The sequence below is a fragment of the Planctobacterium sp. AWH2_060 genome (assembly GCF_056158425.1).
In genome coordinates, this window is record NZ_JBSWTG010000001.1 from 3052107 (window position 1) to 3075676 (window position 23570).

At 45.9% G+C, this 23570-nt stretch carries 18 protein-coding genes; 14 read left to right on the top strand and 4 right to left on the bottom strand.

Translation table 11 applies throughout. The annotated features are described in order from the left end of the window. Positions 1-21: 21 nt before the first annotated feature. Complete coding sequence (locus tag ACXAD8_RS12990) at positions 22-426, top strand: hypothetical protein (protein WP_475229262.1); 405 nt, start codon at positions 22-24, stop codon at positions 424-426. Between the two features lie 84 nt (positions 427-510). Then, positions 511-2193 (top strand): AsmA family protein, encoded by a 1683-nt coding sequence (locus ACXAD8_RS12995; RefSeq protein ID WP_475229265.1) that lies wholly within the window; start codon positions 511-513, stop codon positions 2191-2193. A 99-nt stretch (positions 2194-2292) separates the two neighbouring features. Here the strand turns inward: ACXAD8_RS12995 and ACXAD8_RS13000 are convergent, their stop codons facing one another. Further along, positions 2293-2763 (bottom strand): hypothetical protein, encoded by a 471-nt coding sequence (locus ACXAD8_RS13000; protein ID WP_475229268.1) that lies wholly within the window; start codon positions 2761-2763, stop codon positions 2293-2295. A gap of 332 nt (positions 2764-3095) precedes the next feature. Between ACXAD8_RS13000 and ACXAD8_RS13005 the strand changes: the two genes are divergently transcribed. The 6 genes from ACXAD8_RS13005 (at position 3096) to ACXAD8_RS13030 (ending at position 7297) form a co-directional block, all read left to right on the top strand. Continuing rightward, complete coding sequence (locus ACXAD8_RS13005) at positions 3096-3683, top strand: hypothetical protein (RefSeq protein ID WP_475229271.1); 588 nt, start codon at positions 3096-3098, stop codon at positions 3681-3683. 118 nt (positions 3684-3801) lie between these two features. Then, complete coding sequence (locus ACXAD8_RS13010; protein WP_475229273.1) at positions 3802-4932, top strand: DUF3800 domain-containing protein; 1131 nt, start codon at positions 3802-3804, stop codon at positions 4930-4932. 401 nt (positions 4933-5333) lie between these two features. Then, positions 5334-6131 (top strand): hypothetical protein, encoded by a 798-nt coding sequence (locus ACXAD8_RS13015; RefSeq protein ID WP_475229275.1) that lies wholly within the window; start codon positions 5334-5336, stop codon positions 6129-6131. 33 nt (positions 6132-6164) lie between these two features. After that, entirely contained in the window at positions 6165-6566 is a 402-nt protein-coding gene (locus ACXAD8_RS13020; RefSeq protein ID WP_475229278.1) for a hypothetical protein, read from the top strand. A gap of 309 nt (positions 6567-6875) precedes the next feature. Continuing rightward, positions 6876-7073, top strand: a complete 198-nt coding sequence (locus ACXAD8_RS13025) for a type II toxin-antitoxin system HicA family toxin (protein ID WP_475229280.1) — start codon at positions 6876-6878, stop codon at positions 7071-7073. Then, positions 7070-7297, top strand: a complete 228-nt coding sequence (locus ACXAD8_RS13030) for a hypothetical protein (protein WP_475229282.1) — start codon at positions 7070-7072, stop codon at positions 7295-7297. Before ACXAD8_RS13025 ends, ACXAD8_RS13030 begins: the two co-directional genes overlap by 4 nt. A gap of 244 nt (positions 7298-7541) precedes the next feature. Here ACXAD8_RS13030 and ACXAD8_RS13035 read toward each other — a convergent pair whose 3' ends face one another. Continuing rightward, positions 7542-9119: a cation:proton antiporter domain-containing protein gene (locus ACXAD8_RS13035; protein WP_475229285.1), complete on the bottom strand. Its 1578-nt coding sequence runs from the start codon at positions 9117-9119 to the stop codon at positions 7542-7544. Between the two features lie 39 nt (positions 9120-9158). Next, positions 9159-9638, bottom strand: a complete 480-nt coding sequence (locus tag ACXAD8_RS13040) for a cyclic nucleotide-binding domain-containing protein (protein ID WP_475229287.1) — start codon at positions 9636-9638, stop codon at positions 9159-9161. Positions 9639-9812: 174 nt separating this feature from the next. Here ACXAD8_RS13040 and ACXAD8_RS13045 point away from each other — a divergent pair, with 174 nt between their 5' ends. From ACXAD8_RS13045 to ACXAD8_RS13065, 5 genes are all read left to right on the top strand, one after another. Next, positions 9813-11984: an adenylate/guanylate cyclase domain-containing protein gene (locus tag ACXAD8_RS13045; protein ID WP_475229290.1), complete on the top strand. Its 2172-nt coding sequence runs from the start codon at positions 9813-9815 to the stop codon at positions 11982-11984. Between the two features lie 154 nt (positions 11985-12138). After that, entirely contained in the window at positions 12139-16239 is a 4101-nt protein-coding gene (locus ACXAD8_RS13050; protein ID WP_475229293.1) for a two-partner secretion domain-containing protein, read from the top strand. Further along, positions 16236-17939, top strand: coding sequence for a ShlB/FhaC/HecB family hemolysin secretion/activation protein (locus ACXAD8_RS13055; RefSeq protein ID WP_475229295.1), 1704 nt, complete (start codon positions 16236-16238; stop codon positions 17937-17939). Before ACXAD8_RS13050 ends, ACXAD8_RS13055 begins: the two co-directional genes overlap by 4 nt. Beyond that, complete coding sequence (locus ACXAD8_RS13060) at positions 17926-20697, top strand: CHAT domain-containing protein (protein ID WP_475229297.1); 2772 nt, start codon at positions 17926-17928, stop codon at positions 20695-20697. Before ACXAD8_RS13055 ends, ACXAD8_RS13060 begins: the two co-directional genes overlap by 14 nt. Before the next feature lie 52 nt (positions 20698-20749). Next, the gene (locus ACXAD8_RS13065; RefSeq protein WP_475229299.1) at positions 20750-21505 is read left to right on the top strand and encodes a hypothetical protein; all 756 of its coding nucleotides are present in this window, start codon (positions 20750-20752) and stop codon (positions 21503-21505) included. Positions 21506-21524: 19 nt separating this feature from the next. Here the strand turns inward: ACXAD8_RS13065 and ACXAD8_RS13070 are convergent, their stop codons facing one another. Continuing rightward, positions 21525-21860: a 5-carboxymethyl-2-hydroxymuconate Delta-isomerase gene (locus ACXAD8_RS13070; protein ID WP_475229302.1), complete on the bottom strand. Its 336-nt coding sequence runs from the start codon at positions 21858-21860 to the stop codon at positions 21525-21527. Between the two features lie 128 nt (positions 21861-21988). Between ACXAD8_RS13070 and ACXAD8_RS13075 the strand changes: the two genes are divergently transcribed. After that, positions 21989-23554, top strand: a complete 1566-nt coding sequence (locus ACXAD8_RS13075) for a SulP family inorganic anion transporter (RefSeq protein WP_475229304.1) — start codon at positions 21989-21991, stop codon at positions 23552-23554. Positions 23555-23570 lie beyond the last annotated feature (16 nt).

Consider the following 23570-nt stretch of genomic DNA (forward strand, 5'->3'; position numbering starts at 1 on the left):
TCATTATCTTCACTGACGACAATGAATAACCCTCATTACAAGATCAATACGCAAAAAAAAGTGATTCAGGTAACTTTACAAGGTGACTGGAACCCTGTCATCGACCTGCGTTACATGTCGGAACTGGCTGATTCAGTTAAACGCATTAACAACAAAAAGTGGGCGTTGTTAGTGGACATGAGTCAGTGCCATATTCACGCGAACAATATCGCCGGCCAGTTTGCCAATAGTTTAAGCACAGACAGACGCAATCAGATTTCCGAAGTATGGATAGTGAACCGTGCGGATCAGGGAGACTTTTTCCATCACTTTGGCAGTACATCGCAAGTTAAAGTTCACAAGTGCTTTTCTGTAAAAGAAGCCTATCAACACCTTGAAAAGCAAGGCTTTGAATTACTGAACTCCATGGAACTTTGTAGCCTGTAAATTGGTCCCATTAACCTGAGCAGAACCAATCTTTGTTATACTCTTGATGTATCAGGGTAAACCCATCAATGGAGTTGTTGCTATATGAGCGCAGGTAAAAAGCTTCTTTTTGCAGTTATTCTTGTTCCTTTTATCTTAATCACTGCCGCCGCATTACTGTGGGATCCCAACTGGTTTAAGGATGAAGCCACACCTTATCTGAGCGACGTTGAAAGCCACAGCATTCGCTTTGAGGATATTGAGCATAGCCTGTTCAATCCCGGCAAAATTACCATCAATAACCTGACGCTATCTGGGCCGATTGCTAATGGCGAGATTGGTACTTTATTCGTGGATGCCAGCATCATGGATGCTTTCAGCAAGAACATCATAGTTGATGAGATACGGCTGAGTTCACCAGATCTGCAACTGGATATGCAGGCACTTAATGACTGGCTGGCCGCACGCCCACCTGCAGACAATAAGTCAGATGCCCCGCCTGAAAAGCTGCCGGTAAAACGAGTATTCGTTAACAAAATAATTATCGAAAACGCTAATCTGAAAGATATTTCAGCGCTGCAGCAGTTTGCCGTGCATAACCTGACCTTGCAGCTGAATGAGCTACAGATAGCAGAAAACGCCCAAATCATTGTTTTGCAAGACAATGCGCCCATTAGCGCCAATATCAATATTGCGCAATTGCAGGCTCAGGGTAACAACCTCGGCAAGATAAAGGGCAGCCTGCGCGCCACGCAAAACAAGATTACTATCAATAGTTTGGGTCTGGATACAGACAACACCCACCTGGATTTATCAGGCACTTTAATCAACCCCAAAGGCGAAGCCAACATTGCACTCAATATTGCCGACAGCCAAATTGCATTGGCAGATTTTGCCGCATTTGCGCCACAAGTTCCGCTGGCTTCCTTAGGGGTGTTAAACCTGTCGGGACAACTGGAAACCGCTGGCGATATCAGCCAACCCACTAACCTGCTAAACAGCTTACTCAGTGATCTCAATATCAAGCTGAATACCGGCAAAAGCTTGCTGGATTTGGCAGCTAAAATTAACAACATTGAAGGGCAGTCTGGGCTCAACCTGCAAATTAACGAAAGCCAGCTTAATCTGGATGAATTCCACGCCTTCATACCAAACTCCCCGGTTAAACCCTCTGGCACCATGGCATTGTCGGGCCTAATTGATGCCCAGGGCCTGCTTCTGGATCCACAATCCTTTTTAAAAACACTGTCAGGCAATATCGAGTTAGGCTTAAACGGCGGTAAATTGCAGGGCGTAGATATCAACAGAATAGTAAAAGGCTTCAAAGACAGTAAAGAAAGTGACTGGAAAGATGTGGGCAGCTTTTTGGTAACTGGGCCTGTGGGTATTCTGGCAGCGAACGTATTTGATTTGGGAAGTGGCGCGAATGCCTCGGGTGGCGAAACCCTGATCCCACAATTTAAGCTCAAAAGTAAAATGGATAAGGGTGCCTTGCTGCTCAAAGATACCGCCATCGCCACCGATAAATATCGACTGGCATTTGAAGGTCAGTTGAACCCCACCGACAAAACCTTTAAAGATTTTACTTTTGCGTTGCTGGATAAAGCCGGTTGCGCCGATATCAAACAAACGCTGAATGGCAGTATGTCCAATCCCAAAAGCGCCATTGCACAGTCGCTACTGGATTCCGCCTTAGCACCACTATCAGGGTTGCTCAAATCCGTAAAAAACAGCACCTCAAAATGCACACCATTTTATCAGGGTGACGTAGCTCACCCTGAAAGCTGATGTCACTATTTCTGTCAATGTTCTCAGCTTAGGGACATTAGTAGGAGGCGTTTGAATAAAATAATACCGAATCCGGCAAGGCCAATGGCCTGCCCTTATTCAATTACATTGTTCACCGGCCTTTGAAGTATTAACCCTGCTCACTTTGGCGCTTCCAATGATGTATACCATGAGGATAAAGCCTGAAAAAAGCACACTATTAAATGCGATGCTCGCCCAAGGCCACCACCACAAAACCTGATAGACAGCAAAAACAGAATCACTCAGCCCGCTACAGACATTATTAACGTAAGTTGCAGTATTAATCGCCCTGTCGGCAATGCCTGTCAGGTTGACGATGTGGAATAACCACATAAAGGCCGAACCGAACATCAGCGCCTTCCAAACCAGCTTGTGTTCGTTAATAAATTTCCTGGCCTCGGCTGATGTCAGCACCCAGCCTATGGCCACAATCAAAGATGCAATCGTGGAGTAAACAGTATTTATGTAATCTGACTTCGCCGCTTTCATTGCATCGAGGGCAATGTTGCAGATCTCAATCACATTTTCCGGGTTCGCTACTATATCCATATTATCCCCTCAGGTTGCCACAAATTGAGTGGCGGATTCGCGAGCAATTATTTACCTTGGTGATTATTTTTGCAAATAAGCTGAGCGTGATGAATGCCCCTGACTTTTATTTTGATATTAAAAAGCGTCCTTCAGGTTTAGAATTTGAATGCTTTGCAGACAGATTCTTTTCCGTTCTAATCGTTAAGCAATCTATCGTGCATCTGGAAGTATGCTACATAATAGATTGTTCCCAACAACGATAATTACTGTTCAAATAATCTGTTGTTTGGGTGTTTCTCCCATAGTCAGGAAAAGACCACATTGGTTCATTGTTGTCGGGAGCCCACCCGTTGTATAAGTTTATTTCAGACCACTTCTGGTATTATCCGGGTAAATTTATTACCAATTTACAAAAGAATGAAAACGACCCGTTGGGTCGATATTATGTTGTTAGCTGCAAAGAAAATATTATGCGCAATGAACAAGATAAATACGAAGTAGAACAGCAGGTAGTATTGAAGCTGTCTAAACAAGCATGCTTAGGTCTCGATGAAGGAAGCTTGCGAAAGGGAAATCCAAACCAGGGGGAGCCAGATATCTACTGTATTTGTTCTGAGGAACCAATGTATTTTGAGGTGGCTGAGGCGTGTGTGCCTGAATTTGCAGAAGCGATAGCCTCAGCTAAACGCAGTGAAGATGTTGTGTCTTCTGCGACTGGTGGTGACGGAATATCAAATGTGCTCTTAAAAAAACTGGGAAAGAACTACAAAGTTACTCAACCAATCGAACTAGTCCTTTACGTTGATGGACGGAATGGGCTTCCAAAAGACGTATTAGTTCCAATTGCCAAGCACACATTGCGTAACGGGTGCGGTCCATTTAGAAGAGTCTGGTTGTGTTCTAATGGAGTATTTGAACTTACATCTGATTGCAGCTAACAAACCAATGCAGTGGGACTTTTAAAGTTGGCTTGGTACCGCTTAACTTCACATTATAGTCAACGTTTCAAAGCCCCCGATTGGGGAAGTTATATGCGTTACGAATTATGGAGACCTCATGCACTTTGACGTGAATGAAATGAGAAAGCCTTTCATTGAGTATGAGAAGCTGGAATGTGTCGATGACGAGTTTACCTTTTATTATGATGAATCTAACAATATTAGAAAGCTACTTCTGACCTCTAAAGGATTGAATGTTGAAAAATCATGCAATTTCGTATTGGCTGGGATTGTTCACAGAGGGGAGTGTCACAGCGCGGATTTTGAGTTACTAAAGAAAAGTCTTTGCTTACAAGAATCAGTTAAGGAAATCAAACTTAAACATATTGGTAAGGGCTCATTTGAGAGCATTCTAAAATCCGAAAAGCTGCAAATCCTTTTGCAATGGATTCTGGATAATGATTTTTATATACACTACTTCAGTTTAAATGTTTTATATTGGTCAATTGTTGATATCGTAGACTCAGTGATAGAAAACCTTAACCATGTTGAGCGACATTTTTTCATTCTGTCTCACATGCTATTTAAAAGTGACCTATACAAAGTAATAGTGAGTAATGAGTCTCTATTCTTACAAAAACTAAGAGAGTTTGAATATCCAAACATAAAGAGCGATAGGGTTGAGGAGTTTGCAAACTTCTTAGTTAGTTTTGTTAAGGAAAACTCTGAAGTTTTAAGTGAGGATAGAAAGTATCTTCTGAATAAGTTCATGGAAAGCACTAAAGGTTCAACCGAACTTTTCTTCATCATGAATGAAAAGGACCACGTTTTAATTTCCGATTTCTTTATCTATTACTTAAGAAATACATACCTATTTAAAAACTCCAAACATTTTTTTGATGAGGAAAAAAAGATTGAAGCTATTTTCAATAAATATGACCTCGTAGACCAAGGAGTAATTGTCAATAACTACTCATTTGTTAATTCTGAAGAAATGTTAGAAGTCCAGGTTTCTGATGTCTTGGCTGGATTGCTAGGAAAGTACTCTACTTTTCTTTCAGACACGGGAAAGGATCAAATAAAGATCATTAAAAATAATTTAAGCCAAAAGCAGCTTAGCAACTTGAATTTATTAGGGAAATTAATTGATAAATCAGACGCGGTAAGTCGTGGTTTTTTCTATCGTACTGTCAGTGAAGATGAATATCTAAAAAATAATTACTTCATGCACGGTCAAGCATGCATATAACAAGGCGCTGCCGCGGAAAATTCAATGGATAAAAAGACATCCACTTTAAAATCCATTCAGCTCTCTTTTTTCAAATCTCAGATTACTCCATTAGTTTTTTCTAAGTTTCTGGAAAGAAACACATCAGAGAGCGGATTCAGACTCTTAAATAGTGCTTTCTGGGTGGGAAATTACAACTTCAAAAAGATAAAGGCAGGTGCCCGCCTTACCTTGCGGCAATTATGCTTTTAGTTGGCGTTAAGATAGTGGTTGTCAGCCGAATAATCGAATGGCGGCATTTTTATCTCTTAGTCGTTTTAACTTATGTCGGTGTTTGTATTTTCCACAAATCAGTGGTCTTGGAAACTGTACTAAAGTACAGTTATGATGGCTGTCTTGTTTAGTTTGCTAATGAGGAACGAATGGACATTTCTGAATCGTTGAAAAGCGCTGAGAACTCGTTGAGAGATCTCTTCTGCTTTATTCTTAGAATTGAATATGGAGATGAGTGGTACGCGGCCAGCGGTGTTTCAGAAGATCGGCTAAAGCAATGGCAAGAAAGAAAAGATATAGATGACAAAAAGTTTGGCTATAGTGATCCAAGATTAATATATTATTCAGACTTTTATGACCTAAAAACCATATTAAGAAAGGGGTGGGACAAAGGGATATCAGATGTATTCGGCAAATTAAAGGAAACAGAGCTATTGCTTGATATGTTGAATGACTTTAGAAATCCTGAAGCTCACCGACGAGATCTTCTTCCATACCAAAAACATCTAGCAATTGGAATTAGCGGTAAAATTAGGGCACAAATAACCGAGTATTTTAGCAAAATGGATACAGGAAAAGGGTGTTACGCAAGAATTGAGAGTGTTCAAGATAGCTTGGGAAACTCTTGGTCTATTGGTGAGCGAAATCCTATAGATACCAAGTGCATATTGAGACCTGGAGACCAACTTCAGTTCACCGTATCAGCGACAGACCCGCTGGATGAAAAAATAGAATATGCACTATTACCAATAGTAGCGCCTCATAAGTTTCAATGGCAATCAAGCGGTACTTTTGATTTAACGATTGAAAATGCTCATGTCCAAGAAAAACTCTGGATTCATATCGCAATTAAGAGCCAAAGAGAGTTTCACCCAAAACCGTCGGTAGGAATGGGTAAAATTGATGATTTGGTTCAATTTGGGTATGAAGTATTGCCACCTAGATAAAAGTGCTCACAAAGGTGTCCACAAGGAGGTTCTTTGGTCGTTGTAGCAAAATATTTAACTCTACTAGGCATGCTCTTAAACGTTGCATGGTTTCTCTGGAACCCTGATGGATGGACTTTTGAGTGGGAGCCTTTAGTTGCGTTCACATTAACGTTGGCGGGTTTTATTGGTTCTGATCTCCATTTATCAAAGGCCAAGATCACGGGGCTTAACGCCCACGATACCGATTTGTTTCGCTTATTTAAAGCCGAATTAGCGAATCACGATACAGTTGAGTTTCTTAAGCATCACGACTTCTTGGGAGCGTTTCGTATTGAAGAAATTGCAGATCTAAATAAATTCATGTCAACTTGGGACAATGCAAACCACGAATTCGTCGACGAATCTTTGGAAATACTCAGAAAAACTTTATACGAATCTGTTAGCGAATTTTAGTATAGCTATTGGTCGTTTAACATCACCAAATGAAATGGGACATCAAGCAGTTGTGGTAAATGAATTAAAACATGATGAAGTACATAGGTTAAGGTTTCAAGATGAGGCAAAAGAACTTAATCAATTGGCTGATAGCGTTGTCAAAAATATCCAAGCATTATTGCGGGCCGGACACGTCAAGTTGGCCTAACAGAAAACTATATCGCCCACAGGCGGGCTGGGATACAAACTCGCAGGCGGCTTCGCCTCTATAGCCTGCCTGTTTGTGCCCCATATTTAAAAGTTAGGCGACTCGCAGGAATTTGAAGAATGCCACCAAAAGTTCGCGAATTGATATCACAACTTGAAGCAAATGGTTTTCAAAATAGAGGTGGAAAAGGCAGCCACAGGAACTTTACACATCCAAATGTCGTCAAACCCATTACAATTTCCGGTAAAGCCGGAGATGATGCTAAGATTTATCAAATAAAGGCTGTGAAAAAAGCTATAGAGGAATCGCAACAATGAAAGATAGCGCTCGATATATAAAAATCGTTGAGTGGTCTGAAGAAGATCAGTGTTACATTGGCTCCAGCCCAGGCCTTTTCATGGCAGGTTGTCATGGAGATGATGAAGAATCAGTATTTCACGAGCTTTGTAGCATTGTTGAAGAAACCATTTCAATTTATAAAGCCGACGGCAAAGAACTTCCTCCAGCGACTTCCGGTAAAGGCTTTGCCAACGTTGCCTAATCGGGTAGTCGGAGGTCTCTAACCTCCAGCTTCCAGCTACATCCTACATGCGGCTCCACACATAGCGTTTTATTCAGGATAATGAAACGCTATCCAACCATATCGCAGTGAATAAAGCCCTTTCTCGCAGAGCAAGAACACATTGGGCTAAGTGCAGTTGAATCTTAACTTTTCCTCAAACGAAAAAGGATATAGCGCCTGTTGCTATCCCATTGAGGTGAGTTTAGATACAGTGGAAAATCAATCATGCCGAAGAAGCAGGCTCAATAATACGCATACTCTCTTCGGCAAAACCTGCACCAGCTTCAGAGTAGAAATTAAAGACGTGATCCACGCCTGATAGCTTGAGGTGCTTGCGGTCATCACTGTAGCGCGCTATGGCCGCCACCTTGCCCTGAAAATTCGCGACTCTCAGCTGTTCCGTGATATTGAGGATGTCCCCCGTGGAGGGTAACGCCAGCATCACCAGGCGAATTTTCTCCAGCTCAATGGACTCCCAAAAGTCGATGTCTTCGGCATCGGCACAAATCACCTGATAATCGTTTTTCTTCAGCTTGTTGATGCGTTCACTCTCGGCATCGATACCCCACACTTTATCGCCAAAACTCTGTCTCAGGGCCAAATAACTGCCTTTACCCACACGGCCCATACCCACTACCAGGATTTGCGCGTTTTCTGGCTGAGCGTAAAAGTCTTCGGGAAGACGCGGGCCTCTCTCAAGACGGTTTATCCAGTCTTTTTTATGGGTGTAGATATGATGCGCCTTGCGATACAAAACACTGCTAATCACAAAGCTAATAGAGACCGCAATCGCCAGGATCACTAACCACTCTTCCGCCAACCAGCCATTTGCTACTGCCAATGCCACCACAATCAGACCAAACTCACTGTAGTTACTTAAAGATAAGCTACTCAAAAAGGAAGTTCGTCCCCGCAGGCGCAAGCGGGTTAACAGATAGAAAAAGAACAGGAACTTGCAGGGTATCAATACGCACATAAACAGTGCCATGGTTACCATTTCCAGAGTGGGCAGCGCAGTAAAACCAATGGACAGAAAAAAGCCGATAAGAAACATATCTTTAAAGCCCAACAAGGCTTTAGACAATTCCGAGGATTTGGCATGGCTGCTCAACAGCAAACCAAAAATCAGGGCTCCCAAATCGCCTTTGACACCTACCAGGGTGAACAGCTCATAACCGCCCAGCGCCAGAAAGAAGCCCGTTAAAGGTAATAACTCACCATGCCCGGCGGCTTTTATCAGTTTATCCAGCACGGGTTTAATTAGCGGCAAAGCCAGTAATCCGACAGCGTAAATGGTCGGGATTTTACCAGTGGCCACCACCAAAAATACCACCGCCAGGATGTCCTGCATCACCAGAATGCCAATCGCCAGCTTTCCGTGACGCGTTTTCATTTCGCCACCTTCTTCCAGCATTTTTACGATGCAAACGGTACTACTGAAGCTCAAAGCAAAGCCCAGCAAAGCGGCAGTTTGCCAATCCAGAGCCGCAAAGTAGCTCAGTCCCAGCGTGGCATAGAGCATACTGAATAGTGAAAACAGGCTTATCCACAACACCATAGGTCCGGCTGTTCCCCCCCAGACTTCGGGTTTGAATAATTGCTTGATGTTGAGTTTCAGGCCAATAGTGAACAACATCAGGGTGATCCCGAGGTTGGCCAACACCTCCAGACTGTCAGCGGGTTCTACGCCCATGCCATTCAGTAAAAATCCGGCAGCGAGGAATCCAATCAGTGGTGGTAAGTTGACCAGTCTGCAAGCCAGACCACAAGCGAACGCGAAGAAGATCCAGATAAAATCCACGAAATAATCCTAAAATGAGAAAACAGTAACGATAAAAATTTATGAACCTTTGCGCACATTGTCGTACAACATTGCGCAAGTCTTATTTAATGACAGAACTCTGGCAGCCAGGCCCTCAATAATTTTGTCCTTGATTTTGTCCTTCATGCCCAATGGAAATCGATTCATTTCCTGTTGTGTAATGCGCATTAAAATACTGTCTTCATGCACTATGACGGTGGCAGTGCGAGCTTCACCAAGAATAAAGCCTATTTCACCTAAAAAGCTGCCGCCTTTCAATTCCCGAATAAAATTTCTTTTCTTATCATACACATCCAGAGTGCCTGAGAGCACCAGGTAAAAGCTCTTATCGTCAGGTTCTCCCGCCTGCATAATCACTTCATCCTGTTCAGCTAACCAGAACAACTGCTCGGTTTTGGTCAGGCTGGCTATATCAAACTTGGAAATTCCCTGAAAGAAATCCAATCGCTGGATAACGTCCACCGTTTTCAGTTTCGATTGATAAGATAATGGTTTCATAATCTGCTAATTTTATGGGGCGTTCGGTTTCCGGTTGTATCTCAGCACAATCCACATCACACTATAAAGCTAAGACACTGTGAACGCTTTAAGCATAGGCTAAGGATATTATAGTGAACATTTTTACCAAGGCATCAAACTAATGACAAGTAGCGCTTGTTAAAGGTTTTTGATTTGCTGCAATCAATTCTCCATCCCGTCCCCTTACAAAAACCGCTTTTGCTGTTTGTGTATCTGCTCATCACTGTAACCTGTGGCGTTTTTATCGACTATAAAACAGATACTCGTCTGGATGCCTCTTTTCACGATACCGCAGTAGTGCAAACGCCTCGGGAATCATGGCAGCACGTCACAATGGTAGCCCTGGATCCGGGCGTTCCGGGCTTTATCAGTCGTCGCCAGGCACTTCCGTTATATGCGTTGGCGGCACAAAGAGTCTTTGAAATGGGCGCAACTGCAGTGTTTCTCGACGCCGTGCTCTACGAGTTTGATGGCCGCACCAGTTATGCGATGTGTATAGAGGATTATCAGGCTCCTCCCCTGCCTAATCAGTTTCGTTGGCAACAATCGGCTCAACTACAACCCTTTGCCCTTCTGAGTGAAGAACAATTTCAACGTTTCTTTATCGCCAGGCCTCAGTTTTCCGGCCAGGATGATTTTGTCACCACCAGTTTACTGCAGAGCTATTTTGGCGAAAGTCTGTTACCACTGGACTTTTTTGAGCCAGAGAAGAACAGCCAACAAGTCGACCGTCTGATTGCCGATGCCTCTGTTCACAAACGAGATGGCGGTACCTTTGACGCTTCATTTCGCTGGATGAATCTGACCGAAAATGCCGTGGTGCCCAAGGTTACGCAAATCCACAGTGTGCAACATGGTATTGAGGCTGATTACAGCTTTACTGAAACTTGTGACAATACGCCCTGTAAGCGGGTGCGCTTTTCTCATCCCAAATACCAGTTTGAAACTCTACCAAAGCTGCCGCTAATCCCCATCAGCAAACTGATTAGTTGTGACAGTTTTAACCCTGACAATAACTTACAGCAGCAAGTGAGGGATCGCATTGTAATCCTGCAAATGACCGAACCTACAGAAGCCACAGACATTAAAGTGACACCCATGCTATCAGCCCTCGGTTCGCCTGGATTATTTCTGTCTGGCCCGCAGTTTTTGGCCGATGCAGTGGAAACGGTAATGCAAAAAGATGCGCCCGCCAGACCTGTTTTTCATTGGCGTGCTTTACTGATAATGTTGATTAGCGCATTAAGCATTGCCGTAGCGGCTTATCTGCGTACAGCCATCGCCTTTTTCTCTCCCTTTGTGTATTTGCTACTGGCCTGGAGTCTGTGTTTTGTTACAGCGCCCAACCAACTCTGGCCGGTTATGGCTTGCGCACTCAGCGCTTTATTGGGCACCTCTTTAGTACTCGCCACCCACATATCACTTGGCACAGCCAAAGCGAAATTGATGGCGCAATATATTCCAAGACAAATCCGCAGCCTGTTGCTGAATAATCGCGGTAACGCCAAATTTATTCACAAGCACATAGACGCCGTGATTTTAATGAGTGACATTGCCCGATACTCAGATGTCACCAGTGAGCTCAAAGATCCCGCCTACGTTTTCCAACTGTTAAATGACTATTTTCAGCAAACCACGCTGGCCACACAAAATGAATACGCAGGTTGGCTGGAGTCCTATGTAGGCGATATGGTGTGTTTTTACTGGCCCGTTCACCAAGGTACGACTCTGGAAGCCCAACAACGCCTGGCGCTGGCTGGAGCCATTGATATGGCTCAAAAACAACGCCAGTTTTTTGCAAAGCTGGCCCAGGAGCCGGAATTTACTATTCCGTCGGATACCCTGAAGAAAATCTCTGATTTTATCGGAGCCGGTATTGGCGTCACCAGTGGCCAGGTCATGATGGGTAATCTGGGACCAGAAAACGGCATTCAAAAATTTGGCTGCCTGGGTGATCCACTCAACCTGGCATCCCGCACAGAAAGCCTGACCCGGCACTTTAATTGCGAAATTCTGATCACCGAAGAACTGGTTTCGGTAGCACAGGAAATGGCGTTAGCCACCCGTTTTGTGGCTTCAGTAGTAGTGAAAGGCCGTCTCTCCCCAATTGGACTCTATGCACTTGGCGAAGCATCGGATCCGCGTTTTACCCAGGAAAAACTGCTCGCCTGGCAACAATGGCAAAGCGCTTTTTGTCAGGGTGAAACACCTGAATGGCCGGCACTACTGGCAGAATTCCAGCAGGACAGAGACACTCTGCAAAACTGGATGCAACAAGGGTTATGGGATCCCCAGCAAGCTTGTTTCCAGTTAAAACAAAAATGATGTTTTTGCTTCATAAAATGGCGATTAATGAACAATGTGAAATTTAAAATTCATGTTCTGTGAGAAAGCATGAGAATTACGCCACAGGCAATGAATTTAATCTCGGATTAGATATACTTCGTTGAGATATCGTGAAAATGGAATACGCGGCTTCATGCTCAGCAAATCGAAAATCACTCTGGCTATAAGCAGCGCACTGTTGTGCACCTCACTGGCTGCCCAGGTAGTTACTGACGGCACTATGGGTACAGCCACCACAGTCCAGGGGCCCAACTACATTATCGACCAGTCACTGGGGACGCTTTCCGGCAATAACCTTTTTCACAGTTTTACGCAATTTGACGTGCTGACCAATCAATCAGCGCTCTTCACCGGCGACAGCAATATCAATAACGTTATCAGCCGGGTTACGGGCGGCACTGTCAGCCAGATTCAGGGCACAATCAAGTCAGAAGTTGGCAACGCCGACTTTTACTTTATCAACCCGGCCGGTATCGTCTTTTCCGAAAATGCCGAAGTCGATGTACCCGGCGCGCTTTATGTCTCAACGGCTGATGAACTACAGTTTGCCGACGGCACCACGTTTTCTGCATCGCCCCAGTCAGCCAGCACACTCTCTGTGGCCGCACCTGAGAACTTTGGTTTTTTGTCACCACAAAGCGGCTCCATTCGTTTCGAAAATACCAGAGTAAAAATAGAAACCAGCAGACACTCACAATTCAGCGCTGCCAATATTGAGTTTGCCGATGCACAGATAAAACAAGACGGCGGTAACCTGCAACTGATAGCGATTGGTGAGGCCACCGGTAGTTTACAAATTGCTGAACCTGAGCTGATGGGTAATGGTGAAATTTCCTTAGACAACTCTGGCATTAAAATAGAAGGCAACGGTGGCGGAGAACTGAACCTGACAGCAGCACAGGTAACCACCTATCGCGCGAATATACTTTCAGGAAACAATGGCAGCGATGATGCTCAGGTGGGTATTCGCATTAATGCCGAAGACATAGAAATTCTGAACAGTTTAATCAAAACCGAAACTACGGCTTCGGGAAGGGCGGGTGATATTCTGATCACAGCAGAAAACTTCACTCTAAGTAGTGACGGCGGTACCCAGGAAACACGATCCGTACTCTCTTCTGAATCCAAAGAGCGCCGCCCCCCACCGGGAGGCGGTGATGGTCCGGGAGGCCCTCCTCCTCCGCCTCGAGATAATGCGCAAAGCAATCAGTTTGGTGCTGCCGGGGACATTTACCTACAGATCAGCAATAAACTCAGTGTGCTTAACAATGCCACCATCAGCAATGCAACTCAGGAAAATGGCGCTGGCGGAAATATGCATATCAGTGCCAGGGAGCTGGAAATTAACTCCGGAGACTATTTAACTGATGTGGGTATCGCAACCTTAACTGGCGGAACCGGACAGGGAGGCAGCCTTTTTATTGATGTACAGGAAGGTATCAGCCTGATAGGCAATGGCCAGATCAATGCCATGACCTTGGGAGATGGGGATGCAGGAAATATCAACATTAATGCCGGTAGCCTGACTATTATTGAAAATGAAACCACTCCCCAGGCAAGTGAATTACCAGGAATTCAGAGTTTAAGTGGCCGGGACAATGATTTTAACAATGCTCCGACTGGTAGCTCCGGTGATATCAACCTGAATATTGCAGGTGAACTAACCATGCAAAACGGCGGCTACATTGTGTCTGTGACGGTTGGTAATGGCGACGCAGGTGACATCAACATCAACAGCCACGGCCTGCAGTTGATTAGTGAAGTCGGTCAACATCCCATTACAATAGGAAGTAACACTCTGGGCCCACAAGCCAGAGGAGATGCCGGAGATATCACCATTAATGCTAGCGGAGCGATAAACCTGCAAGGCAGTGCATTTATCACTACCTTGTCGGATAGCGCCGGTGACGCTGGCAACATGACTATTTCGGCACATAGTCTTTCTATGTCAGGTACTAATGATAAGCGAAAGCGCTCAGGTATTAACAGTTCTACTACCGGTCCGGGAGCTCATGGTAATGCGGGTACCATTACTCTTGATGTTACCGAAGACATCCACCTGGTAAATGGTGCCAATATCACTTCGGACACAGAAAATAACGGCAATGCAGGGAACATTTTTATCAACGCCCGTTCTTTGTTTATGACCGCCGAAGAAGACAGTGAAGATACCGGGATTAGCAGCAGTGCCACCTCAAAAGAAGGTGAACGGGGAGAGTTAATGCCCGGCTTTGTCGCTGAGGGCAATGCCGCCAACATCGAAATTCGTTTAACCGGTGATATGCATATCATTGGAGAAGCCGGCATAAAAACCGAGGGGGAAAGTCTCGGCAACGCTGGAAACATCTTTATTGAAGCCGCTAACTTTTACATGGAAGGTGGCGAACTAGAAAGCAAAGCCGAAGGCGAAGGTTTCAGAGCTGGTAATGCTGGTGATGTGTCTTTGCAAATAGCGGGTAATGTCACTATCACAGATGAGGGCAAAATTGCCTCCGACTCCTTTCACGGTGGTACTGCGGGGAATGTCTCTATTACCGCTGGTTCTCTGAATATCTCAGATTTTGGCTCCATCACCAGTACTGCGGCATTAACCCCGTCCGATGCGGGTAATATCAGTATCCTGGTATCGGGTGATATGAATATGTCCACCGGTGCAAACATCGTATCCGACAGTGTTCTGGCGGAAAAAGCCGGCATTATAAATATTGAAGCGCAAAACCTGACCCTTAGCGGTGCAGGTTTACCTACCCGTATATCCAGTACCACTTTGATTGGACGAGGGGATGCAGGTAAGGTCAATATTAATGTTGCAGATACTGTAACACTTACCGCCGGAGGCCAAATCACATCCAGTACATTGGGTGCAGCTGGCAATGCGGGAGAAGTGAACATCACAGCCAGTAATCTACTTATCGATGCCCAAAATCAGGTGTCTCTGGATGAGTATCTGGCTTATATCAGGGAAGAGTTTGACGATATTCCCGACGAGTTTGATGAATTACCCCAGTTGGATGAATTACCCCAGCTGGATGACGATGATCTGATCGCATGGGCCGCCATCATAGATATCCGTTCCAATGCCTTTTTGAGCACAGGCATAACCAGTGTTTCTGATTTCGATGCATCAGGTGATGCCGGTCTTATCAACATTGATGTAGACAGCCTGACTTTGAAAAATGGCGCTGAAATTAATACCAGCGCCCAGGCCAACGGTAATGCCGGTGACATTTTTATCGCCACCCATGACCTGTTGTTAAGTCATACTGATAGCCTCATATCCGCCACCCGCATTTCCAGTCAGGTAGGTCCAAATGGCGTGGGTTCTGCCGGCAATATTGCGATTATGGCAGACAATAACATCACGCTTACAGGAGGCGTTATTGCTGTCGATACGGCGGCTGATATTAATGATGATGAAATCCGCGATGCCGGCAGTATTCGATTGTCCGCACAGTCAATCTCACTTATTAATCAGGCGGCAATCTCATCCAGCAGCACAGGTAATGTTGCAGCTGGTAGCATCGCCATTGATATCCGGGATGATTTGCAACTAACCGATGCACAAATCACCTCTTCAGCTGACAATGCCGATGCCGGGGACATTGTGATCAACACCACGCAGATGTTTATGGATAACAGTCTGGTGACCACCTCGGTGAGCAATGACGGCGACGGCGGCAACATTGTCATCGCCTCAGACTTTATTCTGATGGAAAACGGCTTTATTCAGGGCAACACGGGTGGTGCTGATTTTAGTGGTGGCAATATCAGCATAGACGCAGACTTTTTGATCGTCAGTGAGCAAAGTCTGCTTACTGGCGGAGAAGAACGCCTGGCATTTGTGCCCAACAGTGGAGTGAATGTTATTCAGGCGGCTGCCCCAGATGGGGTAAGTGGTGTGGTTAATATCGGTGCACTGGAATTCGATTTAAGCGATGAGCTGGCTAGCATCGGCGCAGAAGTATTACAACTGGACAACCTGGATAACAATCCTTGTAACTCTTCCTCTGCCAGTACGCTGGCCAATACCGGCAAAGGGGGACTGGCGCAACAACCCGAAGACTTTAACTCACCGATATTAAATTCAGAGGCAATCAAACTCAGACTGGGCAGTCAAACATCTGCGCAACTTGACTGGAAAGCTGACACGACAGCGACACGAGGAGCTGAAGATTACTGGCGTCAATGCCAAAAGACGGCATCTCATTTTACACAGGAATTCGGCGCACCATGAGGCTATTGAAAGTTAAGTCGCCGCGTTATCTCAGTTGCTTACTGCTGTGCTCAGTTGCGATTTTGTCTCCCATTTCAGTGGCACAGGAAGTAGTCCCAAATCCCGCTGAACTCAGGCCAGCGCTACCCAGGTTTGTGGCGCAGGAGAACAAAGACACCTTTACACTTCCAAAAGTGAAAACCAGCCCGGAGGAAAGCGACGCCACAGAGCCGCGCTTTTTCCTGAACAATGTTTATTACCGGGGCAACACCCTGTTTACTCAGTTGCAACTCAATCAGCAAATCGCTGAATACATTGGCAGGCCGGTTTCGATTTCCGAACTGGAAGCGATGCGTATCAAACTGACGCAGTTTTATATCGACCGCGGCTATATCAATTCCGGCGTACTGCTGCCGAATCAAACCGCGCAAAATGGCAATATAGAGTTTCAGGTTGTCGAAGGCCGACTGAACAGTATTGCACTCTCCGGCATGGAGGATATTGACCCTGACTATATAACCGGCCGCCTCCTGCCTGACAGTGAGGCCCCCTTTAACCTGAATGAATTTCAGGAACGCTATCAGTTACTGCTCAACGATCCCTTGTTTGACAAGTTTGATGGTCAGTTTCGCCCCGGACTAACCCCGGGAGAAAGTATTCTGGAGCTGACAATCACCCCAGCGACGCCCTATGGTTTGGGTCTGCAATTGGATAACTATGGCTCTGCCAGTAGTGGCGAGGAACAATTAACGCTAAATGGCTATTATCTCAATTGGCTGGGCCATGGCGATACCTTGTCAGCGTCAATGCGTATCAAGGAAGGGTCAGTGGGTGGCAATATCATGTACCAGCTTCCGCTTAACCAGTATGACACTCGACTGACAGTACAACTGGGCTTTAACGACTCGGATATCATTGAACAACAAATAGAAGTACTGGATATCGAAAGTGATTATCAAAGTACCGATATCATTGTCAGTCATCCCCTCATTAGCAGTCTGAATCGTTCGCTGGTGGTTTCCGGTAGCCTCTCGGTGCGAGAAAATCGCGGTAGTTTATTAGATCAGCCCTTTTCGTTTGCTGCAGGCGAAAATAACGGTTTGTCGCGGGTATCCGCCTTGCGCCTGGCTTTGCAGGGAAGTATCCGCACCGCAAAACAGGTCTGGTCCGGACATGTGCGTTACTCTCATGGTATTACCGCTTTTTACGCCACCGATAACGACAATCAGGCCCCAGATAGTGATTTTTCAGCGCTGCTAGTGCAATTGCAATATGCCCGACTGTTGGCTCAGGGTGTGCAACTAACCTGGCGGGCCGACGCTCAGCTAAGTAGTGATGGCTTACTCCCACTTGAACAGTTTGCAATTGGTGGTGCACGTTCAGTACGGGGCTATCGCGAAAACGAACTGGTACGTGATGAAGGGTTTATAACTGCGCTGCAGATCAGCTCGCCGATATTTGATGAGTTGGATTACGGAGGACGCTTTGGCGCATTGCAGGGCTATGTGTTTATGGACTATGGCGAGGGAAGCTACCGCACAGCAATACAGGACAACGCTGAATCACTCTGGTCAGCTGGTTTTGGGCTGGTTTGGCAATTTAACCCCGATTGGGAATTGGAGCTGGTCTACGGCCACGCCATTAACGACCCGCAAAACAGGGCTAATCATGTCCTGCAAGACGAAGGCATACATATGAGGATTTCCGGTGAATTACTTTAAATCCTCTGCACCTATGTTTATCGCATTGCTGGTCAGCATTTGGTCGACCGCTTTCGCCTTACCGGTTTCAGCGAACATTAGCGAGCAACTGAGGGTGGCCGAATCTTTAAGGGAACAAGGCAACTTTCCTCAGGCCATTCTGACATTGGATAAAGCCTTGGCTAAAGTGGCTTTAAAAAGCAAAGAACACACTCTGATCATGGGCATGAAAGCGAATTTATTGTTGCTGCAAAGACGCTATGACGAGGCCTTTTTAATTTTATCAGAAACCCAACCACTGGCAGAAAACAACCAGTGGCGCTTGATTGCCGCGGATCAGGCCCATTATCTGGCCAACCTGTTCTTGCGCCGACAAAACCAGGCTAAGGCCAGACGTTGGTTTGAAAAAGCCAGGCAACTGGCACAAGAGTCAGACGACAAAGTCTTGGCCCTGCAAAGCGGTATTAATTTGCTGCGTTTAAAATCAGATAACAGCCAGGCACAGCAGGAATTGCTCAATCAGTTACAAGCAGAAATAGACCTGCTTGATGCGCGCACCGGTAGTGAAGTGTTATTAAACTGGGCCGCATTGCTGATGGACTTTTTACCCATGGTGCAAGAGCGTGAAGCCTACCAAGAGGCAATTTTTAATAGCCTGAACTCTGTGCTGCAACATCAGCAATATTACAGTGCCGCTTCGATTTCACAGGCTTACGGTTTGCTGGCACAGCTGTACCAACAAGCACAAAGACATGATGAAGCCATCAAACTAATTAACAAGGCCATTCACAGTGCCCAGCAACACCCTGATCTGTTGTTTCGCTGGGAATGGCTATCCGGGCAATCATTCCGAGCACTCGGTGATATCGATGCCGCCGTCGCCTCGTTGCAACGAGCAGTAAAGCATGTAGAAGCAATTCGCCAGGATATCCCCGTGGATTATGTGGATGGTCGCTCGTCCTTCCGTCAAACCCTGGAGCCACTGTATCTGGCCCTGACGGATTTACTGTTAATTCAGGCCCGTAACACCGGGCAGTCAAACCTGAAACAAGACTATCTGACAGAAGCCCAAAAGACCGTCGAACTGTTAAAACGTTCCGAATTGGAAGATTACTTTGATAATCGCTGTGTAATTGAAAATCAGCAACAAATAGATCTGTCAGCGGTGTCAGCTAATACTGCTGCTATCTACCCCATCATGCTGCCTGACCGGCTGGAGATCCTGGTGAGCTTTGCTGACCGTATTGAACAGCGCACCGTCCCCATTGCAGCGCAACAGGTAAGTGAAGCCGCAACAGCTTTGGCCAGCGGTCTGCGAACCCTGGCACCGGAATATTTTTCTCTTTCTGCCCAGTTTTACGACTGGTTAGTGCTTCCTATTGAAGATTTATTATTAGCAAACCAGATTGAAAACCTGATTTATCTACCCGATGGTGCATTGCGACTCGTACCTCTGGCCAGTCTGAACAATGGTCAGCAATTTCTTATTGAGCGATTTAGTGTAGTCACTTCTCCTGGCCTGACACTGTTCGAAGCCACACAACAGCAAAAAGGAAATATGAATGTGCTGATGGCTGGCCTAAGCAATCCAGGCCCCGTTGTCGATGACGTTAGTGAGCGCTTGTATTCTGCCATTAACCTTGTCACAGATTCACAGTTACAGAATAACCTCAGTCGCCGCCTGGCCTATCCCAGAGAGCGCCGGGAAAAAGAAGAAGAACGCAGGCAATCTCAGCTCAGTAAATCAGAGGCACCTTCCCAGTCGCTGCGCATTGTTCGCAAAACACCAATAACCGAGAAACGCGGTATTGACCCGACGGAAACGCGCTTTATCAGCAAGCGGCCTGGCGTACAAAAACCTGACGATTATCAAAGCAGACAAAAACAGTTAAGACAACGACTGCGAATAGTGAATAAAATCGCTCTGTCGCCACAAAAGCAAGAAGATGAACATCAAAAACCATTGCGCATTGTCGCGAAATACCCCAATCAACAAGCTCTGCAAATCGCCCAACGGCAGAAACAATCAGTGCAACAACCTGATTTGGTTGTCTCTACAACGCATGAGCGAGCAGAAGAACAACCGCATGAAAGTGAGCATTTACTTGATATGCTGCTGGCCAGTAACAATAGCGGCCAGTTACGCCTGAAAAAACGCTCCTTACCAGAGGACGAGGCCCAGTTGAGAATACTGAAAGCACAGCGCCTGGAACGTCTTAAGAACCGCTTGCGTTTACCCGGCGTTGATGAAGAAATTCAGCATATATCAGCGCTTTTTGCAGGCAGTGCCTTACTCAATGAGCAGTTTAAGAAAGCAGATTTTGTCGATGATTTACTAAGTAACCGTTACGACATAGTGCATATCGCTTCTCACGGAGTATTTGGTAATTCAGCGGAAAACAGCTTTGTGATGACCTACGATGAATTGCTGGATATGAATCAGTTGGAAGCCCTGCTCAACCACCCTAAATTTGAAAAAGCACCCATTGACCTGATTACCCTGAGTGCCTGCCAAACCGCAGATGGTGATGACAGAGCGCCTTTGGGTATCAGCGGTATTGCCCTGAGAGCCAAAGTCCGCAGTGCTTTGGGAGCCTTATGGGCCGTTTCAGATGCGGCGACTGTCGAGCTTATGACAGAGTTTTATGAGAATTTAAAGCAGCCGGGCACCAGTAAAGCAGAGGCATTGCAGGCGGCGCAAATGAGTTTGTTGCAAAAAGAACAATATCGTCATCCATTTTTCTGGTCGGCGTTTATTTTAATCGGGAACTGGCTGTAATGACTGACACTCTAAATCAGCAATCCACCCCGAGGGAGTGATAAAGATGAATATGAAGCGAACAATGAAAGCTGGTGCCACACTACCTGGTACAATGGCACTTGGCATAATTATCAGTGGATTCGCATGGCACTCAACGGCCATGGCTGACGATCTGACTATTTTGGCTGAGCGCAGTAAGGGAGTACAACTGTCAGCAGAAGACAATAAACTCACCTCTTCTGGCAGCTTAACGTTGGCCGCCAAAGGACGAGTTTGGGCGGTCAAACAGCAAGGCGAGGACGCCTACAACCTGATTTGTATGAATCAGACCAATGCGGCACTAACGCTGAATTACAGTGCCGAGAATCAGCCTTGGTTAACCGACAGCAACGGCACTTGTTCCAGCAACAACAGTAGTGTTTATAGTTGTACTGATGATGCACAGCAAACCACATTAATGTGTCGCAGCCAGGTGATTGAGAAAAAAACCAGTGGTTCGGGGATCACAGATATGACGGCTGTTGCTTTGCGTTCTTTAGATAATTCCGATGATGTATTTTATCGAATTGCCAACAGTGTCATGGAGCAACATAAACTGCACTTTGATCTCTGTGAAGATATGCATGGTGCTCATACTCAGGGGGGGATTTCCTTTGTTATCCAGTCCAGTGGGCAGATTGAAGATGTGGCTGTCATCCAACAAGGTGAATTGGCGACTCCGGAACGAGCCAATGATTACGCCCAGTGCATGGCTCAGGCTATAGAACTTTGGCGCTTTCCAACCCTGGACTACATTTATGAAATGGAATATGCCTTCGTAAATTAACCAGACAGGCAATAAGCGCCTACTTCTGGCGCTTACTGTAACTGGCTCGCTCCATTTCCACCACTTCGGCGCTGATACTATCGACTGCAGTGGCTAGCGCCGCTACATTTTTCAACACTCGTTGTGACAACGCCTGTCTCTGCTCTAGCGTTCTGCCTGAGAGGATCTTCAAACAAACGTGAATAAAAGGCTGTCTTTTTCCACCCGTTTGATAAGTTTCGAAAGCGCTTGCCCGGACCTTGATATCACTACCATCTTCACTAAACAAGCCCGACTGTTGCGCTGCTTCATACACAGCTGAACACAATAATTCAGCATCCTGACCATTTGAATATTCAATAACACAATGTGGCATTTATCCTCCCTTAAAACTGCAAAATATAACCAATTCGCTGAAATCCAGCTACATTTAACAATCTGTTAAAAGATCATTCGTGCAATTCCTGTTAGAATTCGCGGCATTTTTCATCAACAGAGCACACTATGTTTGATTTGATTACGAATAAAGACAGTAACGTAAAGAATGACGTGCTGTCGGGCATTACGGTTGCCCTTGCATTGGTACCAGAAGCAGTTGCCTTCGCTTTTGTGGCCGGTGTAGAACCCATGGTGGGCCTATATGCCGCCTTTATGATGGGGTTGATCACCTCTGCCATTGGTGGCAGACCAGGTATGATCTCCGGTGCCACCGGCGCAATGGCCGTGGTCATGGTAGCACTGGTAGCGAGCCACGGCGTTCAATACTTATTTGTCGCCGTAATATTGGCGGGATTGCTGCAGCTAATGGCGGGTATATTCAAACTGGGTAAGTTTATCCGGCTGGTGCCATACCCGGTCATGCTGGGCTTTGTAAACGGTCTGGCCATCGTGATCTTCCTGGCACAGTTGGGCCAGTTTAAGATACTGGACACCTCCGGTTTGCAGGTTTGGATGCAGGGACAAATGCTATATCTGATGTTGGGGCTGACGGCTCTGACCATGGCGATTATCTTCTTTTTGCCGAAACTCACTTCAGCTGTTCCGGCCTCATTAGTGGCTATTCTTACCGTAACCGGGCTTGTGCATGGCCTGGACCTGGACGCCAGAACTGTTATTGATTTTGTGAAAGATATGGTTCCAGCAGAACAGCGCGACACGGTAACCCTGGCAGGTGAACTGCCCAGTTTCGCTATTCCAGCTGTGCCCTTTACCCTGGAAACCCTGTACATCGTATTACCCACCTCCATCATTCTTGCGCTGGTAGGTTTAATTGAATCCTTGTTAACCCTGTCACTAATTGATGATCTGACAGACACGCGCGGTAAAGGTAACCGCGAATGTATTGGTCAGGGTGTGGCGAACACTGTGAACGGCTTCTTCGGTGGTATGGGTGGCTGTGCCATGATTGGCCAGAGCATGATCAACATCAATTCCGGTGGACGTGGTCGTTTATCGGGTATCACAGCAGCCTTAGTACTATTGGCCTTTATCCTGTTCGCTGCGCCATTAATTGAAATGATCCCATTAGCCGCACTGGTTGGCGTAATGTTTATGGTGGTGATTGGCACCTTCGAATGGGCCAGCTTTAAGATCATTCGCGGTGTTAACAAAGAAGACGCATTTGTACTGTTTTCCGTCACCGCGATCACTGTATACGCAGACCTGGCCATTGCGGTAATTGTAGGCGTTATAATGTCTGCTCTGGTGTTTGCCTGGAAACACGCCACCCACATTATGGCGAAAACTCACACAGATAAAGATGGCTGGAAAGTTTACGAAGTGGAAGGCCCACTGTTTTTCGGTTCTGTGCTGCACTTTAAAGATCTGTTTGATCCGGCAAATGACCCGGATGATGTGGTCATCGACTTCAACGATTCCCGCATCTGGGATTCTTCTGGTCTGGATGCCATTGATAATCTGGCTGATAAATATCGTCAGGCTGGTAAAAAACTGCATATTCGACATATCAGCGAAGAATGTCGCGAATTACTGACCAAAGCTCGGGAATACGTGGAAATCAACGTTGCCGAAGATCCGCGCTATCACGTTGCGTCCGACAAGTTAGCCTGATTTATTGATTGATACG